The 17,603-nt window shown below is 73.8% G+C and carries 15 protein-coding genes; 12 read left to right on the top strand and 3 right to left on the bottom strand.

The window, feature by feature from the left end; all coding sequences use genetic code 11:
- Nucleotides 1-8: 8 nt before the first annotated feature.
- Nucleotides 9-617 carry a YqgE/AlgH family protein gene (locus JWR81_RS31835; RefSeq protein ID WP_297661309.1) on the bottom strand — a complete coding sequence of 203 codons (609 nt, stop codon included), beginning with the start codon at nucleotides 615-617 and terminating at the stop codon, nucleotides 9-11.
- Nucleotides 618-651: 34 nt separating this feature from the next.
- On the opposite strand from JWR81_RS31835, the gene JWR81_RS31830 reads away from it, so the two are divergent.
- Entirely contained in the window at nucleotides 652-1,983 is a 1,332-nt protein-coding gene (locus JWR81_RS31830; RefSeq protein ID WP_367278892.1) for an MFS transporter, read from the top strand.
- 10 nt (nucleotides 1,984-1,993) lie between these two features.
- Here the strand turns inward: JWR81_RS31830 and JWR81_RS31825 are convergent, their stop codons facing one another.
- Nucleotides 1,994-3,448, bottom strand: a complete 1,455-nt coding sequence (locus JWR81_RS31825; protein ID WP_297661307.1) for a CCA tRNA nucleotidyltransferase — start codon at nucleotides 3,446-3,448, stop codon at nucleotides 1,994-1,996.
- Between the two features lie 97 nt (nucleotides 3,449-3,545).
- Here JWR81_RS31825 and JWR81_RS31820 point away from each other — a divergent pair, with 97 nt between their 5' ends.
- The 9 genes from JWR81_RS31820 to JWR81_RS31780 all read left to right on the top strand — a co-directional run bounded on the left by JWR81_RS31820 (nucleotide 3,546) and on the right by JWR81_RS31780 (nucleotide 14,440).
- Entirely contained in the window at nucleotides 3,546-4,037 is a 492-nt protein-coding gene (locus JWR81_RS31820) for an NUDIX hydrolase (RefSeq protein ID WP_297661305.1), read from the top strand.
- Entirely contained in the window at nucleotides 4,034-6,616 is a 2,583-nt protein-coding gene (locus JWR81_RS31815; protein WP_297661303.1) for a DUF6049 family protein, read from the top strand. Before JWR81_RS31820 ends, JWR81_RS31815 begins: the two co-directional genes overlap by 4 nt.
- A gap of 29 nt (nucleotides 6,617-6,645) precedes the next feature.
- Nucleotides 6,646-8,301, top strand: coding sequence for a murein biosynthesis integral membrane protein MurJ (gene murJ, locus JWR81_RS31810; protein WP_297661301.1), 1,656 nt, complete (start codon nucleotides 6,646-6,648; stop codon nucleotides 8,299-8,301).
- A gap of 59 nt (nucleotides 8,302-8,360) precedes the next feature.
- Nucleotides 8,361-10,097, top strand: a complete 1,737-nt coding sequence (locus JWR81_RS31805; protein ID WP_297661299.1) for a protein kinase family protein — start codon at nucleotides 8,361-8,363, stop codon at nucleotides 10,095-10,097.
- Nucleotides 10,098-10,155: 58 nt separating this feature from the next.
- On the top strand, nucleotides 10,156-10,701 hold the full coding sequence (sigM, locus tag JWR81_RS31800) for an RNA polymerase sigma factor SigM (RefSeq protein WP_297661297.1): 546 nt from the start codon (nucleotides 10,156-10,158) through the stop codon (nucleotides 10,699-10,701).
- Nucleotides 10,698-11,525, top strand: coding sequence for a hypothetical protein (locus JWR81_RS31795; protein WP_297661295.1), 828 nt, complete (start codon nucleotides 10,698-10,700; stop codon nucleotides 11,523-11,525). Before sigM ends, JWR81_RS31795 begins: the two co-directional genes overlap by 4 nt.
- A 99-nt stretch (nucleotides 11,526-11,624) precedes the next feature.
- Complete coding sequence (gene trxB / locus JWR81_RS31790; protein WP_297661293.1) at nucleotides 11,625-12,626, top strand: thioredoxin-disulfide reductase; 1,002 nt, start codon at nucleotides 11,625-11,627, stop codon at nucleotides 12,624-12,626.
- Between the two features lie 72 nt (nucleotides 12,627-12,698).
- Nucleotides 12,699-13,028: a thioredoxin gene (trxA, locus tag JWR81_RS31785; protein WP_296377783.1), complete on the top strand. Its 330-nt coding sequence runs from the start codon at nucleotides 12,699-12,701 to the stop codon at nucleotides 13,026-13,028.
- 236 nt (nucleotides 13,029-13,264) lie between these two features.
- Nucleotides 13,265-14,440, top strand: coding sequence for an N-acetylmuramoyl-L-alanine amidase (locus tag JWR81_RS31780; RefSeq protein ID WP_297661292.1), 1,176 nt, complete (start codon nucleotides 13,265-13,267; stop codon nucleotides 14,438-14,440).
- Nucleotides 14,441-14,456: 16 nt separating this feature from the next.
- On the opposite strand, the gene JWR81_RS31775 is transcribed toward JWR81_RS31780, so the two are convergent.
- Nucleotides 14,457-15,137, bottom strand: a complete 681-nt coding sequence (locus tag JWR81_RS31775; RefSeq protein ID WP_297661291.1) for a GNAT family N-acetyltransferase — start codon at nucleotides 15,135-15,137, stop codon at nucleotides 14,457-14,459.
- Nucleotides 15,138-15,471: 334 nt separating this feature from the next.
- On the opposite strand from JWR81_RS31775, the gene JWR81_RS31770 reads away from it, so the two are divergent.
- On the top strand, nucleotides 15,472-16,761 hold the full coding sequence (locus JWR81_RS31770) for a PLP-dependent aminotransferase family protein (RefSeq protein WP_297661311.1): 1,290 nt from the start codon (nucleotides 15,472-15,474) through the stop codon (nucleotides 16,759-16,761).
- Nucleotides 16,762-16,921: 160 nt separating this feature from the next.
- Nucleotides 16,922-17,603: ATP-grasp domain-containing protein (locus JWR81_RS31765; protein ID WP_297661290.1), on the top strand; the 682-nt coding region annotated here is incomplete at its 3' end.

Raw genomic sequence — 17,603 nt, 5'->3', positions numbered from 1 at the left:
CCGGTGGCTCAGTTCTGCCGCACATCGGTCGGGTATGTGGCCAGCAGCGACAGCGGCATGCCCTGCCGCCGCAGCACGCGGCCCCACAGGTTGCCCTCCTGCCCGGTGAGCACGTCGTCGGGCAGCGCGGGCACCACGATCCAGTCGCCGCGGCCGATCTCGCCGTCCAGCTGCCCGGCGTCCCAGCCCGCGTAGCCGGCGAACACGCGCAGCCCGCGCAGGCGGGGGGCGAGGGGAGCGGGGTCGGTGTCGAGGTCCACGAGCGCCACGGGGGCCCGGACGGTGACGAGCCCACCGAGGCTGGCCGGGTCGTGGCCGGTGCGCACCGCGGCAAGGCACAGGGCCGTCTCGGCCTCCACCGGGCCGCCGACGAACACCGCGTGCGGCTTCGAAGCCAGCGGCGCCCACGACGGCAGGACGTCGCGCACGGCCACCTCGCTGGGGCGGTTGAGCACCACCCCGAGGCTGCCACGGCTGCGGTGCTCGATGACGTAGACGACCGTGCGCCGGAACTGGGGATCGAGGAGCCCGGGTGCTGCTACGAGAAGGCTCCCGGGGGTGACCCGGGACGCGTTGCCGGATCGTGCCCCGGAGCGGTCGTCCACCACGTCGCCCATCGTTGCACCCGCGCCCGACGCGTAGCCTGCGCCCGTGCCGACTTCGCGAATGTCGGAGCCGCCGGAGCCGATCGCCGGTACCGCCTCGGCCGACCATCCCGAGCGCCTCGGCATCGCCCGCATGCTCCGCGCCCCCGGCTACCGCAGGTTGCTGGCCGTCCGGTTCGCCACGCAGTGGGGCGACGGGCTGTTCCAGGCCGCGCTCGGCGGAGCCGTGCTGTTCAACCCCGAACGCCAGGCCGACCCGCTCGCCGTCGCCACCGGCCTGGCCGTGCTGCTGCTCCCGTACTCGGTGATCGGCCCGTTCGCGGGTGCGCTCCTGGACCGCTGGGACCGCCGCCGGGTGCTGGTGTTCGCGAACCTGCTGCGCGCCGTGCTCATCGTCGTCGTGGCGGCCAGCGTGTTCACCGGGCTCGCGGGCGCGCCGCTCTACGTCGGGGCGCTGGCGGTAGCCGGGGTCAGCCGTTTCGTCCTGTCGGGGTTCTCGGTGTCGCTTCCGCACGTGGTGGAGCGGCGCCACCTCGTCGAGGGCAACGTGCTGGCCGTGACGATCGGCTCGGCCGTCTCGGCGCTCGGCGCGGCTTCGGCCATCGGGTTCCGGGCGCTGTTCGGCAGCGGCGACGCCGGCTCGGCGCAGACCACCCTCGTCGCGATCGTCGGCTCGCTCCTCGCCGCCGCGCTGGCCATGGGCTTCCGCCGGGGCAGCCTCGGTCCCGACAAGGTGGACGAGCCGGCCGAGGCGGTCACAGCCGTGCTCCGGGGCTTCGCCGACGGGGCCCGCGCCACGGCGGCCACCCCGTCGATCAGCGCGTCGTTCGCGGCGCTGGGGTCGCACCGGCTCGCGTTCGGGATCTGCACGCTGCTGACGCTGTTGCTCTACCGCTACGCGTTCACCGACCAGGGACCGCTGCGCGCCGGGCTACCCGGCATCGGCGAGGCCGTGGTGCTGGCCGCGGCCGGGCTGGGGGTCGCCGCGCTGGTGGCGCCGTGGCTGGTGCGGCGCTGGGGGCGGGCGTGGACGGTGCGCGCGGCGCTGGTCGCCGCCACCGTCATGCAGCTCACGCTGGCCGCGCTGCTGAGCCTGTGGGCCGTGGTGGTGGCCGCGTTCGTGCTGGGCCTGACCGGCCAGACCGTCAAGCTCTGCACCGACGCCGCAGTGCAGAGCGAGGCGGACGACGAGGTGCTCGGCCGCGTCTTCGCCCTCTACGACGTGGTGTTCAACGTCGGCTATGTGATCGCGGTGGCCGCGGCGGCGTTCCTCGCGCCGCCCGACGGCCGCGCGCCCTGGCTGCTCGCGGCGGCCGCGGCCCTGTATGTCGTCGGGCTGCTGGTGCACGACCAGCAGCTGCGTCGCCGCCGGGCCTGAGCGACCCTGCTCAGCCGACCCCGTTCTCCCGGGCCCAGGCTCGCAGCTCCGCCACGGCCTCGTCGTGGGTGAGCGGGCCCTGCTCCATCCGGACGGCCAGCAGGTGCTTGTACGCCTTGCCCACCAGCGGGCCCGGCTCCAGCCCGAGCAGCGCCATGATCGCGTTGCCGTCGAGGTCGGGTCGGATCGCGTCGAGCTCCTCCTGCTGACGCAGGATCGCGATGCGCTCCTCGAGGGAGTCGTAGCTGCGCTGGAGCGCGGCCGCGCGGCGCTTGTTGCGCGTGGTGGAGTCCGAGCGCACGAGCTTGTGCAGCCGCTCCAGCAGCGGGCCGGCGTCGGTGACGTAGCGGCGAACCGCGGAGTCGGTCCACTCGCCGGCGGAGTAGCCGTGGAAGCGCAGGTGCAGGAACACCAGCTGCGACACCTCGTCGATCACCGACTTCGGGTAGCGCAGCTCGCGCAGCCGGCGCCGGGCCATCTTGGCGCCGACCACCTCGTGATGGTGGAAGCTGACGCGCCCGTCGGACTCCTTGCGACGGGTGTCGGGCTTGCCGATGTCGTGCAGCAGCGCGGCGAGGCGCAGCACGAGGTCCGGGCCGTCGGTCTCGCGGTCGATCGCCTGCTCCATGACGACCAGCGAGTGCGTGTAGACGTCCTTGTGCTGCATGTGCTCGTCGATTGCCAGGCGCATCGCGGGCGCCTCGGGCATGACGAGCTCGGCGAGGCCGGTGTCGACCATCAGCTCGATGCCGCGGCGTGGGTGCGTGCCGAGGATCAGCTTGGACAGCTCGGTCTGCACGCGCTCGCGGGTGATGCGCGAGAGCTCGCCCGCCATCGCGGTCATCGCCTCGACGACGCGCGGGGCGGGCGTCAGCCCCAGCTGCGAGACGAACCGCGCGGCGCGCAGCATGCGCAGCGGGTCGTCGGCGAACGACTCCTCCGGCGTCGCCGGGGTGTCGAGGACACCCGCGGCGAGGGCGGCCAGGCCCCCGTGCGGGTCGACGAACCGCTTCGCGTCGCCCGTGAGCTCGACCGCCATCGCGTTGACGGTGAAGTCGCGGCGCACGAGGTCGTCCTCGATCGTCTCGCCGAAGGCCACGATCGGGTTGCGCGTGACGCGGTCGTAGGCGTCGGCGCGGAAGGTGGTGATCTCGACGGTGGCGCCGTGGCGGCGGGCGCCGATCGTGCCGAAGGCGATGCCCTGGTCCCACACGGCCTCGGCCCAGCCCTCGAGCAGGGCCAGCACCGCCTCGGGGCGGGCGTCGGTGGTGAAGTCCAGGTCGCTGACCTCGCGGCCGAGCAGTGCGTCGCGGACGCTGCCGCCCACCAGGTAGAGGCGGTGGCCCGCCGCGGTGAAGCGCGTCGCGAGATCCTCCGCGACCGCCGGTACCGCCACCATCTCCACCACCGCATCCTCCTGGGCTCGCACGAGGTCGGGGGGAAGATCTGACACAGCAGTGGACACGGCGGGCCAGTCTAGGCGTCCCGAATCTCCGCGGCGACGAGGATGGTGCCGGGCGCGGACACGGCGCCGAACACGGACTCCTCGTTACCATCGCCACATGTCCACCTCCCGCGGCCGCTCGAGCGGGCGCCGCGCGGGGCGTCCGCTGGACCGCCGCCGCCTGCGCACGGTTGACGAGACCTCGGCGGGCGGGCTGGTGGTGGACCACGCCTCGGGCACCGCCGCGGTCATCGGCCGGTTGGACCGGCGCGGACGCCTGCTGTGGTCGCTCCCGAAGGGCCACATCGAGGAGGGCGAGACCGCGGAACAGGCGGCGGTGCGCGAGGTCGAGGAGGAGACCGGCATCATCGGGCGCGTGGTCGCACCCCTGGGCACCATCGACTTCTGGTTCGTCGCCGAGGACCGGCGCGTGCACAAGACCGTGCACCACTTCCTCCTGCGGGCTCTCGGTGGTGAGCTGTCCGACGAGGACATCGAGGTGGCCGAGGTGGCGTGGGTGCCGATCGGCGAGCTCGAGTCCCGCCTCGCCTACGCCGACGAGCGGCGGTTGATCCGCCGGGCCACGGAGCTGCTGGAGGAGACGGCGTGAGATCGGTCGCGGCCCTGGTCGCGATCCCCGTGCTCGTCCTCACGGCCCTCCTCGGGCTGGTGTTCATCCCGGTCACGGGCACGGCGGACGCCGCGACGCCCACCCAGACCGCCGCCACCGCGGACGGCCCGCTGCAGCTCGACCTCCTCGGCATGACGCCCCGGGTGGTGACATCCACCGGTCCGGGCACGCTGACGATCACCGGCACGCTCACCAACACCGGCACCACCCCCGTCGACGACGTGGTGGTGCGCCTCCAGCGCAGCGACCCCCTGACCACCGAGGGGGAGCTGCGCGACGCCCTGGACGGCAGCGCGGCGACCGACGCCGTCACCCCGCAGTTCACCCCCCTGGCCGACACGCTCGGGCCCGGGCAGCAGGTGCCCGTGCAGCTCGCGGTGCCGCTGCGGGGCCAGCCGACGTCGAGCCTCGCCCTGAGCAGCACGGGTGTGCACGAGCTGCTGGTGAACGTCAACGGCGCGCCCCGCGGCGGCGCCCGCGCCCGGCTCGCCGCGGTCCGGCTGCTGCTGCCGGTGCTCTCGCTGCCCCCGGTGGACTCCACCGCGCCGGTGACGCCCGACCCGCCCGCGACACCGGCACCGTTCTCCCTGCTCTACCCGATCGCCGACGTCCCGCACCGGCTCTCGACGGTGCCGGGCGGGCGGGCGCTGCTGACCGACGACTCCCTGGCTGCGTCGTTCGCGCCGGGCGGGCGGCTCGGCGGGCTGGTCGAGGCGCTCGCGCAGCAGGCACCGGTCGGGTCCCGGGTGCGTAGTGCCACGTGCGTCGCCGTCGATCCCGACCTCGTCGAGACGGCTGCCGCCATGCGCGACGGCTACGACGTGCGGCGGGCCGACGGGAGCATCGTGCCCGGCACCGGCGAGGGCGTGGCCGGCCAGTGGCTCGCCCAGCTGACCGCCGCGGTCCGGGGCGGGTGCGTGGTCGCGCTGCCCTACGCCGACGCCGATCTCGTCGCCCTCACCCGCGGTGGCCTGGCCTCCATGGCCGCCTCCGCCGTCACCGGCGGCCGGCAGTCGGTGTCGACGCTGCTGGGCACCCCGGTCGTCCCCGACGTCACGTGGCCCGCGGGCGGCGTCGTCGACGAGCCGACGCTCGACATGATCGCCGGCACCGGCACCCGGTCGCTGCTGCTCTCCGCCGACGGCATCGACGCGGGGCGCAGCCGCCCGAGCACCGGGGTGGTGCCGATCTCCGGCACGTCGCGGTTCGCGGTGCTGACCGACCCGCTGCTCGCGGCGGCCGCGGGCGGTCCGGCGGACTCCGCGGCGACCGCCCGGACCGATGGGGCCGCCGTCACCAGCACTCCCGCGGCGAGCGACACCTCGCTCTCGACGCAGGACGCGATCGGAGCACTCGCCTTCCGGGCCCAGGACGGGCTCGTGCAGAACGCCACCACGGGGAAGGCGGCACCGCTGGTGCTGGCCCCGCCGCACCGTTGGGCCGCCGACGGCGTCGGGGCCACAGCCCTGCTGCAGGCCGCCGAGCAGCTCATGGGCGCCGGCGAGATCACCGCGGATCCGCTGCCTGCCGTCCTGGCGGCAGGCCCCCCGGCCGGCGCGCCGGCGCGGCCAGCCGTGTACCCGCTCACGTCGGGGGCCACGGAGATCCCGCGGTCGGTCGTCGACACGATCGGCCGAACCGCCGAGAGCGTGGCCGACCTCCGCTCGGCCGTCGTGCCCGGTTCCGGGGTGGGCATCGGCGCCGACGAGGTGTTCGCGCCGCTCGTCGCCGGGCTGGTGCGCCCGGCATCGGCGACCTTCCGCGGCGATCCGGCGGCGGCCGCCGCTGCGGCCGCCGCCGGTGCCGGCCGGATCGACGATGTGCGGTCCACCGTCCGCGTGCTCGAACCGCCGAGCCCGTACTCGCTGGGCACCTCCGACGCCCCGCTGCCGCTGACCGTCGCCAACGGGCTGCCGCTGACGGTGCAGGTGCGCATCCAGATCGCCAGCACGACGGGCCTGCGGGTGGCGCCGATCGCCCCGGTGCAGATCCCGCCGCTCGGCCGCCGCCAGGTGTCGGTGAACGCGCAGGTCACCCGCTCGGGCCAGTTCATGGTGGACGCCACCGTGCTCACCCCCGACGGCGGCGTACTCGGTCCGCCGAGCCGCCTGAAGGTGCGCTCCACCGTCTACGGCACCATCACGGTGTGGCTGACGGTCGGGGCGGGCGTACTGCTCGTGGTGCTGGTCGCCCGCAGGATGGTGCGCCGGATCAGGGGCACCAGGGGCCGGCACTCCGGTCCGGAGGCCCGGACCGACCCCACCCCACCGCCCCGCCGCCCGTCTGCGGGACCGGCGCCACCGACGGTGGCGGCCCCGGCCGGGCCGCACTCGGGGGACCCCCCGACGCGCCCCGTCGAGGTCCTGGCCCCGTCCCCCCGCCCGGTGCACCCGGCCCACGGCCCGCGCGCCCGGGTCCCGCAGGAGGGTGGCCCGGTGCCGGCGGCCCCGGTCCACGGCCGGGCCCCGCTCGTCCCCGCCCAGGAGGACGTCTCGGCAACGGACCGCTTCCCGGCCCACCCGCCGCGGCCGACGGACCCACCCAACCCACAGCCGTGACCGTGCCGGGCGGAACCCCGTCGGACGCAGTGACGCAGCGGATCCCGGTGGTGCGCGAGCGGTCGCTGGGCCGCTCCACGAGCCTCGTGGCCGTGGCCAGCCTGGCCAGCAGGCTCACCGGCTTCGTCCGCCAGGTGGTGCTGTTCTCGGTGCTGGGCGCCACCGTGCTCAACGACTCCTACACGGTGTCGAACACGCTGCCCAACATCGTCTACGAGCTGCTGCTCGGCGGTGTGCTGACCAGCGTGATGATCCCGCTGCTGGTGCGGGCGCAGTCCGACGACGCCGACGGCGGCGAGGCCTACACGCGTCGGCTGCTCACGCTGACCACCGTGGCGCTGCTCGTCGCGACGGTCGTCGCCATGGCGGCGGCACCGCTGCTGACCAGGCTGTACCTGGGCAGCCAGGAGAGCACCACGGCCAACCCGGAGCTGGCCACGGCCCTGGCCTACCTGCTGCTGCCACAGATCTTCTTCTACGGCCTCGGCGCCCTGCTGGGAGCGGTGCTCAACAGCCGCGGCGGGTTCGGCGCGTTCGCCTGGGCCCCCGTGCTCAACAACGTCGTGATGCTGCTGGTGCTCGGCGTCTACGTGCTCGTGCCGGGGGAGATCAGCCTCGATCCGGTCCGGATGGGCGACGCTAAGCTGCTGGTCCTGGGTCTGGGCACCACGCTGGGGATCGTGGTGCAGGCGCTCGTGCTGCTCCCGGCCGTGCGGCGCTCGGGCTTCCGGTACCGGCCGCTGTGGGGCTGGGACCCTCGGCTGACGGCCGCGGGCGGCCTGGTGATGTGGGTGGTGGCCTACGTCCTGATCGGGCAGGCCGGCTACATCATCACCTCCCGCGTCGCTTCGTCGTCCGACGCGGGTGCGTTCTCGATCTACTCGAACGCCTGGCTGCTGCTCCAGGTGCCCTACGGCGTGCTGGGCGTCTCGCTGCTGACGGCGCTGATGCCGCGGATGAGCCGCGCCGCCGCCGAGGGCCGCACGGCCGACGTCGTGTCCGACCTGTCGCTGGGCAGCAGGCTGTCCGCGGTGTTCCTGGTGCCGATCTCGGTGCTGCTCACGGCCTTCGGCACGCCCGTCGGCGTGGCGCTGTTCGGGCTGCGCTCGGCCAACCTCGACGGTGCGAGCCTGCTCGGTACCACGCTGGCCGTGTCGGCGTTCGGGCTGCTGCCGTACGCGATCACGATGCTGCAGCTGCGGGTGTTCTACGCGCTCACCGACAGCCGCACCCCGACGCTGATCCAGCTGTTCACCGTGGTCGTGAAGATCCCGTTGCTGCTGCTGTGCCCGGTGCTGCTCCCACAGGGCGACGTCGTCCTCGGGCTGGCCGCGGCCAACAGCTTCTCGTTCGTCGCCGGCGCGGTGCTGGGGCAGGTGCTGCTGCGCCGGAAGCTCGGGCGGATCTTCACCGGCGAGGTGCTCTCGACCGTCGGCCGGACGCTCGCGGCAGCGCTCGTCGCCGTCCTGATCGCCTACGGAGCCGTGACGCTTCTCACAGGCCCCCTCGGCGGACTGGCACCACTCACCCAGGCGTGGACGAGATTGGCGGTAACGCTGGTCGTCGCTCTGCCGCTAACCATCGTGGGGCTGCGACTGGCGCGGGTCCGCGAGGTCGATCCGCTCGTCAGGCGACTCGAACGGCTCGTCGACCGGCTGAATCCCAGGCGCAGCACCCGCCGCTGACGTAGGGTTGCGCCTGGCGGGGGCCGGGAAGATGTCATGTGCCGGGGGAGGTCGGAGGGGTGAGCGAGCTGGCGAGCGCGCCGTCAGGGGCGGCGGCGGCACAGCGGTCCGGTGAACGGAACGCATCCGGCTCCGCCGGGGACACCGAGACGGCCGTGGTGCCCGAGCAGGCCCGTCCCGAGGACGCCGCCACCGTGCGCGTCGCGGCGGCTGCTGCGTCCCCGAGCGCTCGGCCCTCCAAGGCCGGCTCGGTCACGCCGTCCACTGCCGCGGGCGCCACGCTCGTCGAGCGCTACCGGCTACGCACGCGGGTCGGTTCCGACACCGCTGCGGGCGCCGAGTTCTGGCGCGCGGAGGACACGGTCCTCCAGCGCGACGTCGCCCTCACGATCCTGCGCAGGCTTGCTCCCGAGGCGGGGGCACTCGGCGGCGACAGCGACCCCACCGGCACGGCCCGCGCGGGCGAGATGGTGGTCCGCGCGCTGCGGTCGGGCAGCTTCGAGCACAGCGGCTGCGCCCGCCTCCTGGACGTCCTCTCGCCCGGCGCCAGCGGCATGCCCGACGACGTGCTCGGCGCGGCCGTCACCGAGTGGGTGCCCGGCCGGAGCCTGGCCGAGACCGTGGCCGACGGCCTGCTCAAGCCCCTCGCCGCAGCTCGCGCGGTCGCCCCGCTCGCCGCGGCCGCGCAGGCTGCGCACCGCCACGGCCTCGTCCTGGGCTGCGACCACCCGCAGCGCGTCCGCATCACCCCCGACGGCCACGCCCAGCTGTGCTTCGCCCTGCCCCGGCCGGACCTCACCCCCACCGACGACGTCCGCGGCCTCGGCTCGGTCCTCTACACGCTGCTGACGTCGCGCTGGCCGCTGTCGGGGGCCGACGCCGCCCGCGCCGGTCTTGCGGCCGCCGACCGCACGGCCGCCGGCCTGCCGGTGGCGCCGTCGCTGCAGCGGCCGGGCGTTCCCGTCGAGCTCGACACGCTCGCGATCGGCACGCTGAGCCCGGTCGGCACCACCGGCCACGTCCACACCGCGGCGGCCGTGCACCGGCTGCTCAGCGAGGTGGTGGCGGAGGACGACCGCGTCGCCCTGTTCCCACCTGTACACGACGGCGTCCCGTCGGCGCCCGGCGACGTCTGGCAGGACGGCCACCGCGTCGTCCACCGCGCCGACCCCCGTCGGCGCCGCAAGCTGGTGATCGGCGTGGCCGCGCTCGCCGTCGCCGCGCTGCTCGTCCTCGGGTACGTCGGCGTGCAGGTCAGCTCGATGTTCTCCGACAGCGGCGGCCCGGTCATCGTCGTCGGCAACGACGTCGGTGCGGCCGCGAACCCGCCCGCGGAGGGTTCCGTGCCCGTCGGTGGTGTGGCCGCCGTCGCCAACGTCGACGTCTACGACATGAGCGGCGACAGCGACAACGCGGGCCGCGTCGCACGCGTGATCGACGGCGACCCGAAGACCAACTGGCGCACCTACCAGTACAAGCAGCAGTTCCCGGCGCTCAAGCCCGGCGTCGGGATCATGTTCTCGTTCGCGTCGGCGGTGCAGCTGTCGTCCCTGTCCATCACCTCGCCCAGCGACGGCACCGTCGTCCAGGTGCGGTCGGCTCCCACGCCCGACGCGGCGTTCGACGACACCACCCAGATCACCGAGGCCACGCTGCAGAACGGCACCACCGACGTGTCGCTGGCCGGCAGCCAGCCGGTCACGCACGTGCTGCTGTGGATCAGCAAGCTCGCGCAGGGCGACGGCGGCTATGTCAGCGAGATCGACGAGGTGCAGTTCCACCGCGCCGGCGGCTGATCCACCACTTCTCCCGAACGGCCTCGGGGAGCAGCGGCCTCGACCTACTCTGCGCGGCGTGGGCCCTCCGACGGACGCCGAGCTGCTGGCCGCCCACCGCGACGGCGACGCGCACGCGTTCGGCCAGCTCGCGGGTCGGCACACCGACCGGATGTGGGGGCTCGCGGTGCGCACCCTGGGCAACCGCGAGGAGGCCGCCGACGCCGTCCAGGAGGCGCTCGTGGCGGCCTACCGGCGGGCGGGCACGTACCGCGGCGAGGCGTCCGTGCGCACCTGGCTGCACCGCATCGTCGTCAACGCCTGCATCGACCGGCTGCGCCGCGAACGGGCCCGGCCCACCGTGCCGTGGCCCGCGGGAGAGGTCCCGTCCCGGGTGCCCGACCACGCCACCGAGCTGGCCACGCGGCTGGAGATCACCGAGGCGCTCGCGATGCTGCCCCCGGAGCAGCGGATGGCGGTGGTGCTCGTCGACGTGCAGGGTTGGGCTCTGGCCGAGGTGGCGGAGGTCCTCGAGGTCCCGCTGGGCACGGTCAAGAGCCGCTGCGCCCGCGGCCGCGCCCGGCTCGCCGCGCTGCTGGGGCACCTGAGGGAGGAGGAGCGATGACCGAACGGCCGGAGCCCGACGCGCTCGCCGACGTCCTCGCCGACCTCGACGCCGGGCTGCCCGTCGACCCCGCGGTGCGCGCTGCGGCCCTGGCCGACCCCCGCGCCCCGGACGTCCGGCGCGCCCTGGCCGCCACCCGTGAGCAGCTCGGGTCGCTCCCACCCGTGGCGGTGCCACCGGAGCTGGCCGAGCGCTGGGCCGCGGCCCTGACCGCCGAGGCCGCCACCCGTGCCGACCCTCCGCGGGCCGACCCTCCGCGGGCCGACACGACGAGCACCCGGGGTCCGCACGTCATGCCGGGGCCGTCCGGCCCCGCTGCGAGCCCGCAGGGCAGGGGTCCGCACGACGCACCGGTCTCCCGTGCCGCGGAGGCCCCTGGCCCGAGACACCGTCCGCCCGGGCGCCCGGACACGGGCCGTCCACGGGGTGGGCGGCCCCGGCGCCCGGTCCGGCCCGCGCTGGCCGTGGGGGCGCTGCTCGTGATCGTGCTGGTCGTGGCGGGGGTGGTCCGGGCCCGCAGCGCGCCGACGTCCGTCGACGCGGTCCAGCTGGTGGCCACCGCGCACGCCATGGTCGGGGTACAGGACGCGGGCGCCCTCACCGATCCCGGGCGCCGGGCCGCCTGCCTGCGTACGGTCGCACCACCCGGGCTCGTACCCGGGGCACCGCTGGCCGGAGGCCGCCAGGTCGTGTTCGAGGGGCACCCCGCCGTGGTCCTGCTGCTCGTCACGGGCGAGCTCGGAACGTTCCGCGCGGTGGTCGTCGACCCGTCCTGCGGGGCCTCGGGAGGCACGCTGATGGCCGACGTCCGTGTCGGCCGGTGAGCCGGATCACCCGGCGGCCGCACGCCCTCCTGCGCACGGAATGCCGGGTCCTGGGATCGTGTTGTGCAGCATGAACACGATCGAGAGGACGGGGTACGAGTGACCACCGACGAGGTGCGCGAGCTGATCATCATCGGGTCCGGGCCGGCCGGCTACACCGCCGCCGTCTACGCGGCCCGGGCTCAGCTGAACCCCCTGGTCTTCGAGGGCACCCAGTTCGGCGGTGCCCTCATGACCACCACCGAGGTCGAGAACTACCCCGGCTTCACCGAAGGCATCATGGGGCCCGAGCTCATGGAGCAGATGCGCGGTCAGGCCGCCCGGTTCGGCGCCGATCTGCGCGCGGTGGACGTCGAGGAGGCCTCCCTGGACGGCCCGGTCAAGACCGTGGTCGCCAACGGGGTCACCTACCGCGCCAAGGCCGTCATCCTCGCGATGGGCGCGGCCGCCCGCTACCTGGATGTTCCCGGTGAGCAGAGGCTGCTCGGCCGCGGTGTCAGCTCGTGCGCCACGTGCGACGGGTTCTTCTTCCGGGAGCACGACATCGCCGTGATCGGCGGTGGCGACTCCGCGATGGAGGAGGCCACGTTCCTCACCCGCTTCGCGAAGACGGTCACGATCGTCCACCGCCGCGACGAGTTCCGCGCCTCGCGGATCATGGTCGAGCGCGCGAAGAACGACCCCAAGATCCGCTGGGTCACGAGCGTCGACGTCGTCGAAGTGCTCGGTGACACCAGCGTCACGGGTTTGCGGCTTCGTGACAAGAAGTCCGGTGCGGAGCGCACGCTGGACGTCACGGCCATGTTCGTCGCCATCGGGCACGACCCGCGCAGCGCGCTGGTCAAGGGGCAGGTGCCCACCGACGAAGCCGGCTACGTCACCGTGCAGGCGCCGAGCACCCACACGGCCGTCCCGGGGGTGTTCGCCTGCGGCGACCTGGTGGACCACACCTACCGTCAGGCCATCACCGCGGCCGGCTCGGGCTGCTCCGCCGCAATCGACGCCGAGCGCTGGCTCGCCGACACTCCGATCGACTCCAACCTCGTCGGCGGGGGCTACGGGCAGGGCGCCGAGCAGTCCGCCGAGCCCGTCACAGCCTGATCGTCACGGCCTGATCGGTCACGGCCTGATCGTCACGCCACCACATCTGTACTTCCAGGAAAGGGAGATCTCATGGGCAACAACACCGTGGACGTCACCGACGCCACCTTCGACGCCGACGTCCTCAAGAGCGGCAAGACCGTTGTGGTCGACTTCTGGGCCACCTGGTGCGGCCCGTGCAAGATGGTCGCCCCCGTCCTCGACGAGATCGCCGGGGAGCACAAGGAGAAGCTGACCGTCGCGAAGCTCGACATCGACGCGAACCCGGAGACGGCCCGCAACTTCCAGGTCATGTCGATCCCCACGATGATCGTCTTCCAGGACGGGAAGCCAGTCAAGCAGATCGTCGGCGCCAAGCCGAAGGCCGCGCTGCTCTCGGACCTGGCCGACTACATCGGCTGATCAGCAACACCGTCACGCGATGCCCCGCCCGGGGTCCCCGGGCGGGGCATCGTCGTGTCCGGGCCGTGCCGGAAAGGGCTGATATCACGAGCCGGACACGCCCGGACACGGCCCGCTGTCCCCCGGTAGGGGAACGGCAGGGCACAATGGCGGACTGCCGGCACGAACCGGCAAGACGTCCTTCTCGTGCCGCGCGCGAGCGGTGACGTGACGCGAGCGATACGAGCGAGGGGTGCATGCAGCTGCTGCGCCGAGGGGACTGCGGTCCGGCTGTAGTCGAGGTACGGGCGATGCTGACGACGTTCGGCCTGCTGGCCGCCGCCGACGGCGAGCCTGGTCAGGACCTCTTCGACGTTCACGTCGAGCATGCCGTCCGGTCCTTCCAGCAACAGCGGGGCCTCATCACCGACGGCATCGTCGGCCCGGCCACCTACCGCTCCCTGCGCGACGCCGGCTGGACGCTCGGCGACCGGATGCTCGCCCTGATGATCTCCGCGCCGATGACCGGCGACGACGTCGCGATGCTCCAGGAGCGCCTCTCCGAGCTCGGGTACAACCCGGGGCGCCCCGGTGGTGTTTTCGATGAGCAGACGGAGAAGGCGCTGCGGCGCTTCCAGCGCGAGTACGGGCTCGTGTCCGACGGGCTGTGCGGCCCCGCCACGCTGCGCTCGCTACGGCAGCTCGGCCGCAAGGTCACCGGCGGCCGCCCGCACCTCATGCGCGAGCAGGAGCTCCTGCGCCAGGCCGGCCCGCGGCTGCGCGGCAAGCGCATCGTCGTCGACCCCGGCCACGGCGGCGTGGACCGCGGTGTCGTCGCGTCCGGGGTGGCCGAGGCCGACCTCATGTGGGACCTCGGCAGGCGCCTCGTCGGCCGCATGACCGCCACTGGCATGGACGCGATGCTCTCGCGGCAGGAGAACACCTGCCCCTCGGAGCCCGAGCGCGCCGCCTTCGCCAACACCGCGGGCGCCGACCTCGTGCTCTCGCTGCACACCGACGCCAACCACAGCATGCACGCGCAGGGCCTCGCCACTTTCCACTTCGGCAACGGCAGCGGCTCGACGTCCACGGTGGGGGAGGCGCTCGCCGGGCTCATCCAGCGCGAGCTGCTCACCCGCACCGCGATGGTCGACTGCTGGAGCCAGCCCCGGACGTGGGAGGTGCTGCGCCTGACGCGGATGCCGGCCGTGCGCATCGAGGTGGGCTACCTCAGCCACATCGGTGATCGCACGCGCCTGCTGAACTCCGACTTCCGCGACGTGGTGGCCGAGGGCATTCTCGTCGCCGTCAAGCGGCTGTACCTGCTCGGGCAGGACGATCAGCCCACCGGCACGTTCACTTTCGGCGATGTACTGGCCCGTGAGCTCGAACGGGGCGGCGCGCAGGCGATGGTGACGCGACCGGGCTGCTAGGCCCGCAACGTGGCTCTCAGTTCGCCCTGAGACGCCCGCAGGACGACGTCCGAGCCTGGCTCGGTACCCGCCCACGCCCCACGGGGGCGGCCGCCTGGAGGGGAATGGTGATCGTTCCGAGCAACTGCTCGAGAGCGGCCTCCACGTCCTCCTTCCACGTCAGCCCGGAGCGGAGCTCCATCCGCAGCCGCGGCCAGCGCGGGTGCGGGCGGATCGTCTTGAAGCCGACGCCGCGCAGGAAGTCGGCCGGGATGAGGCATCCGGGCTCGGTGGGGCGCTGGTCGCCGAAGACCTCGATAGCCTTGACGCCGCGGCGGGTGAGGTCCTTCACCACCGCCTGGGCGAGCATCCGGCCCAGCCCCTCGCGGGAGAACTCCGGCACCACCTGCATCGTGGTGAGCAGCACCGCGTCGGCGCTGACCGGGCCGGTGGGCATCTCGGACGCGCGGGGCACCGCCGACGGCGGCGCGTAGATCACATAGCCGGCGGGGACGCCGTCCATGTGCGCGACGCGACCGCACGAGCCCCACTCGAGCAGGACCTCGGAGACCCAGGCCTCCTTCTCGAGCTCGGTGGAGCCGAAGTCGAGGGCTTGCTTACCGAGATGCTCGGACAGCTCCCAGAAAACGCACCGTCTGCACCGTTTGGGCAGATCTTCCAGATTGTCCAGAGTGAGCGGCGCCACGTGCCAGGACAAGTGCAACCTCCGGCGACCGAACAAAGGACTCGGCAGAATCAACGACGTGGGCGCCCTTGCGCCGACACCAGACGATAGATCGATCCAGCAGGGATTCCTACCCCGACTGCTGCGACCGGCGCCTCATTCACGACGAAGGGCAGGTCGTTCCTCCATCCCGGTTACACTCGATCGGATCGCCGTACCGGCCGGTATCCCGAACGGGCGACGATCGCCGCCCGTCGACGAGCAGGAGATCGCCGTGCCAGAGCCGGTCCAGCCCACCGTCCCCACCACCCGCGCCCTCACCGGCTCGGCGGCGGCAGCGGGGGCCGAGGCAGCAGGCGCGGCAGGAGTGGTGCCCACCGAGCGGTTCGCGGCCCGCACCGCCGGGATGACGGCGTCGGAGATCCGGGCGTTGTTCGCGGTGGCCAGCCGTCCCGAGGTCGTCTCGCTCGCGGGTGGCATGCCCAACCTCGCCGCCCTCCCGCTCGACTCTCTCGCCGCCGAGGTCGCCGACCTCGTCTCGCGCGAGGGGCAGGTGGCCCTGCAGTACGGCTCCGCCCAGGGTGTACCGGCGCTGCGCGAGCAGATCTGCGAGGTGATGGCGCTCGAGGGCATCCAGGCTGATCCCGACGACGTCGTGGTCACCGTGGGCTCCCAGATGGCGCTCGATCTCGTCACGCGCATCTTCTGCGACCCCGACGACGTGGTGCTGGCCGAGGGGCCCTCCTACGTCGGCGCACTCGGCAGCTTCGCGGCGTACCAGGCGCGCGTCGTGCACGTCGCCATGGACGAGCACGGCCTCGTGCCCGCCCTGCTGCGCCAGGCTCTGCACACCCTGGCGCAGCAGGGGATCACGCCGAAGTTCCTCTACACGATCCCCAACTTCCACAACCCCGCCGGCGTCACGCTCGCCGTCGAGCGCCGCGCCGAGGTGCTGGAGATCTGCGCGCGGTACGGCGTTGGCGTGGTGGAAGACAACCCGTACGGGCTGCTCGGCTTCACCGGGCGGATCTACCCGGCGCTGCGATCGATGGACCGGGACGTCGTCTACCTCGGCTCGTTCTCCAAGACGTTCGCGTCGGGCCTGCGCGTGGGCTGGGCACTCGTGCCGCCGGCCGTGCGCGACCGGCTGGTACTGGCGGCCGAGTCGGCCACGCTGTGCCCGCCGAGCTTCAACCAGATGCTCGTGTCGCGCTATCTTGCGGCCCACGACTGGCAGAGCCAGATCAAGACGTTCACCGAGGCCTACCGCGACCGCCGCGACGCGATGCTGAACGCGCTGGAGACGTACCTCCCCGAGGGGTGCACGTGGAACGTGCCCGACGGCGGCTTCTACGTCTGGCTCACCGTGCCGGAGGGCGTCGACACGAAGGCGATGCTGCCGCGCGCCGTCACCGCCCGCGTCGCGTACGCGTCGGGCACCGGCTTCTACGCCGACGGCTTCGGCAGCCGCCAGCTCCGGCTCTCGTACTGCTACCCGACGCCGGAACGCATCACCGAGGGCGTCCGGCGGCTCGCGGGGGTGCTCGAGGCCGAGCTGGACGTGATGCGCACGTTCGGCACCAGCGCCCGCCCGGCGGCTGTCGGCCCCACACCGCCGCGCAACGGCCCGCAGGCCCCCTCTCCCCACACCCCCTGAGGTAGGCACCGCGACAGGTGGGGGTCGGCCCTGGCGACCCGCCCCCACCTCGTGAGGCGACACGATGTTGCGCGCGGGTGGACACGTTGCGGCGCCTGAGTCGGTGCGGTGCAGGGACGGCTGGGGCAGCGGCGTGACCGCCATGCCGCAGAATGCGGCGGTGAGCGAACGAACGGTGGCCGTGCTGGCCGGGGGCCTGTCCCACGAGCGCGAGGTGTCCCTGCGATCCGGACGGCGGCTCGCCGCCGCGTTGCGGGGGGCGGGGGCCGACGTCCGCGAGTGGGATATGGACGCCTCCCTCGTCGAGCGGCTGCGCACCGACCCACCCGACGCGGTCGCGATCGCGCTGCACGGTGGCGAGGGCGAGAACGGCTCCGTGCAGGCGGTGCTGGAACTGCTCGGTGTGCCCTTCGTCGGCACGCCCGCCCCGGCGTGCCGACGCGCGTGGGACAAGCCCACCGCGAAGGCGGAGCTCGCCCGCGCCGGCCTCGGCACGCCGGACTGGGTGGCGCTCCCGCACACGACGTTCCGCGCGCTGGGGGCCCAGGCGGTGCTGGACGCGATGGTCGACCGGCTCGGCCTCCCGCTGATGCTCAAGCCCGACCAGGGCGGCTCGGCGCTCGGCGCTCAGGTCGTCCATGACCGGGCGGACCTCCCGGCCGCGATGGTGAGCTGCCTGGCGTACGCCGACACGGTGCTGGCCGAGCGGTTCGTCGTCGGCACGGAGGTGGCCGTGTCGGTCGTCGAGGACGGGGACGAGCCCCGCGCGCTGCCCGCCGTGGAGGTGGACGCCGCGGGCGGCTTCTACGACTACACCGCCCGGTACACGCCGGGGGCCGCCA

The organism is Pseudonocardia sp., assembly GCF_025965585.1.
Lineage (GTDB): Bacteria > Actinomycetota > Actinomycetes > Mycobacteriales > Pseudonocardiaceae > Pseudonocardia.
The sequence above is the reverse complement of the archived record's forward strand: the minus strand, read 5'-3'. Positions and strand labels throughout refer to the sequence as shown.

Coding starts and splice junctions, on each gene's coding strand:
- JWR81_RS31835 (WP_297661309.1), bottom strand. CDS start 617: ATGGGCGACGTGGTGGACGACCGCTCCGGGGCACGATCCGGCAACGCG.
- JWR81_RS31820 (WP_297661305.1), top strand. CDS start 3,546: ATGTCCACCTCCCGCGGCCGCTCGAGCGGGCGCCGCGCGGGGCGTCCG.
- JWR81_RS31795 (WP_297661295.1), top strand. CDS start 10,698: ATGACCGAACGGCCGGAGCCCGACGCGCTCGCCGACGTCCTCGCCGAC.
- trxA (WP_296377783.1), top strand. CDS start 12,699: ATGGGCAACAACACCGTGGACGTCACCGACGCCACCTTCGACGCCGAC.
- JWR81_RS31780 (WP_297661292.1), top strand. CDS start 13,265: ATGCAGCTGCTGCGCCGAGGGGACTGCGGTCCGGCTGTAGTCGAGGTA.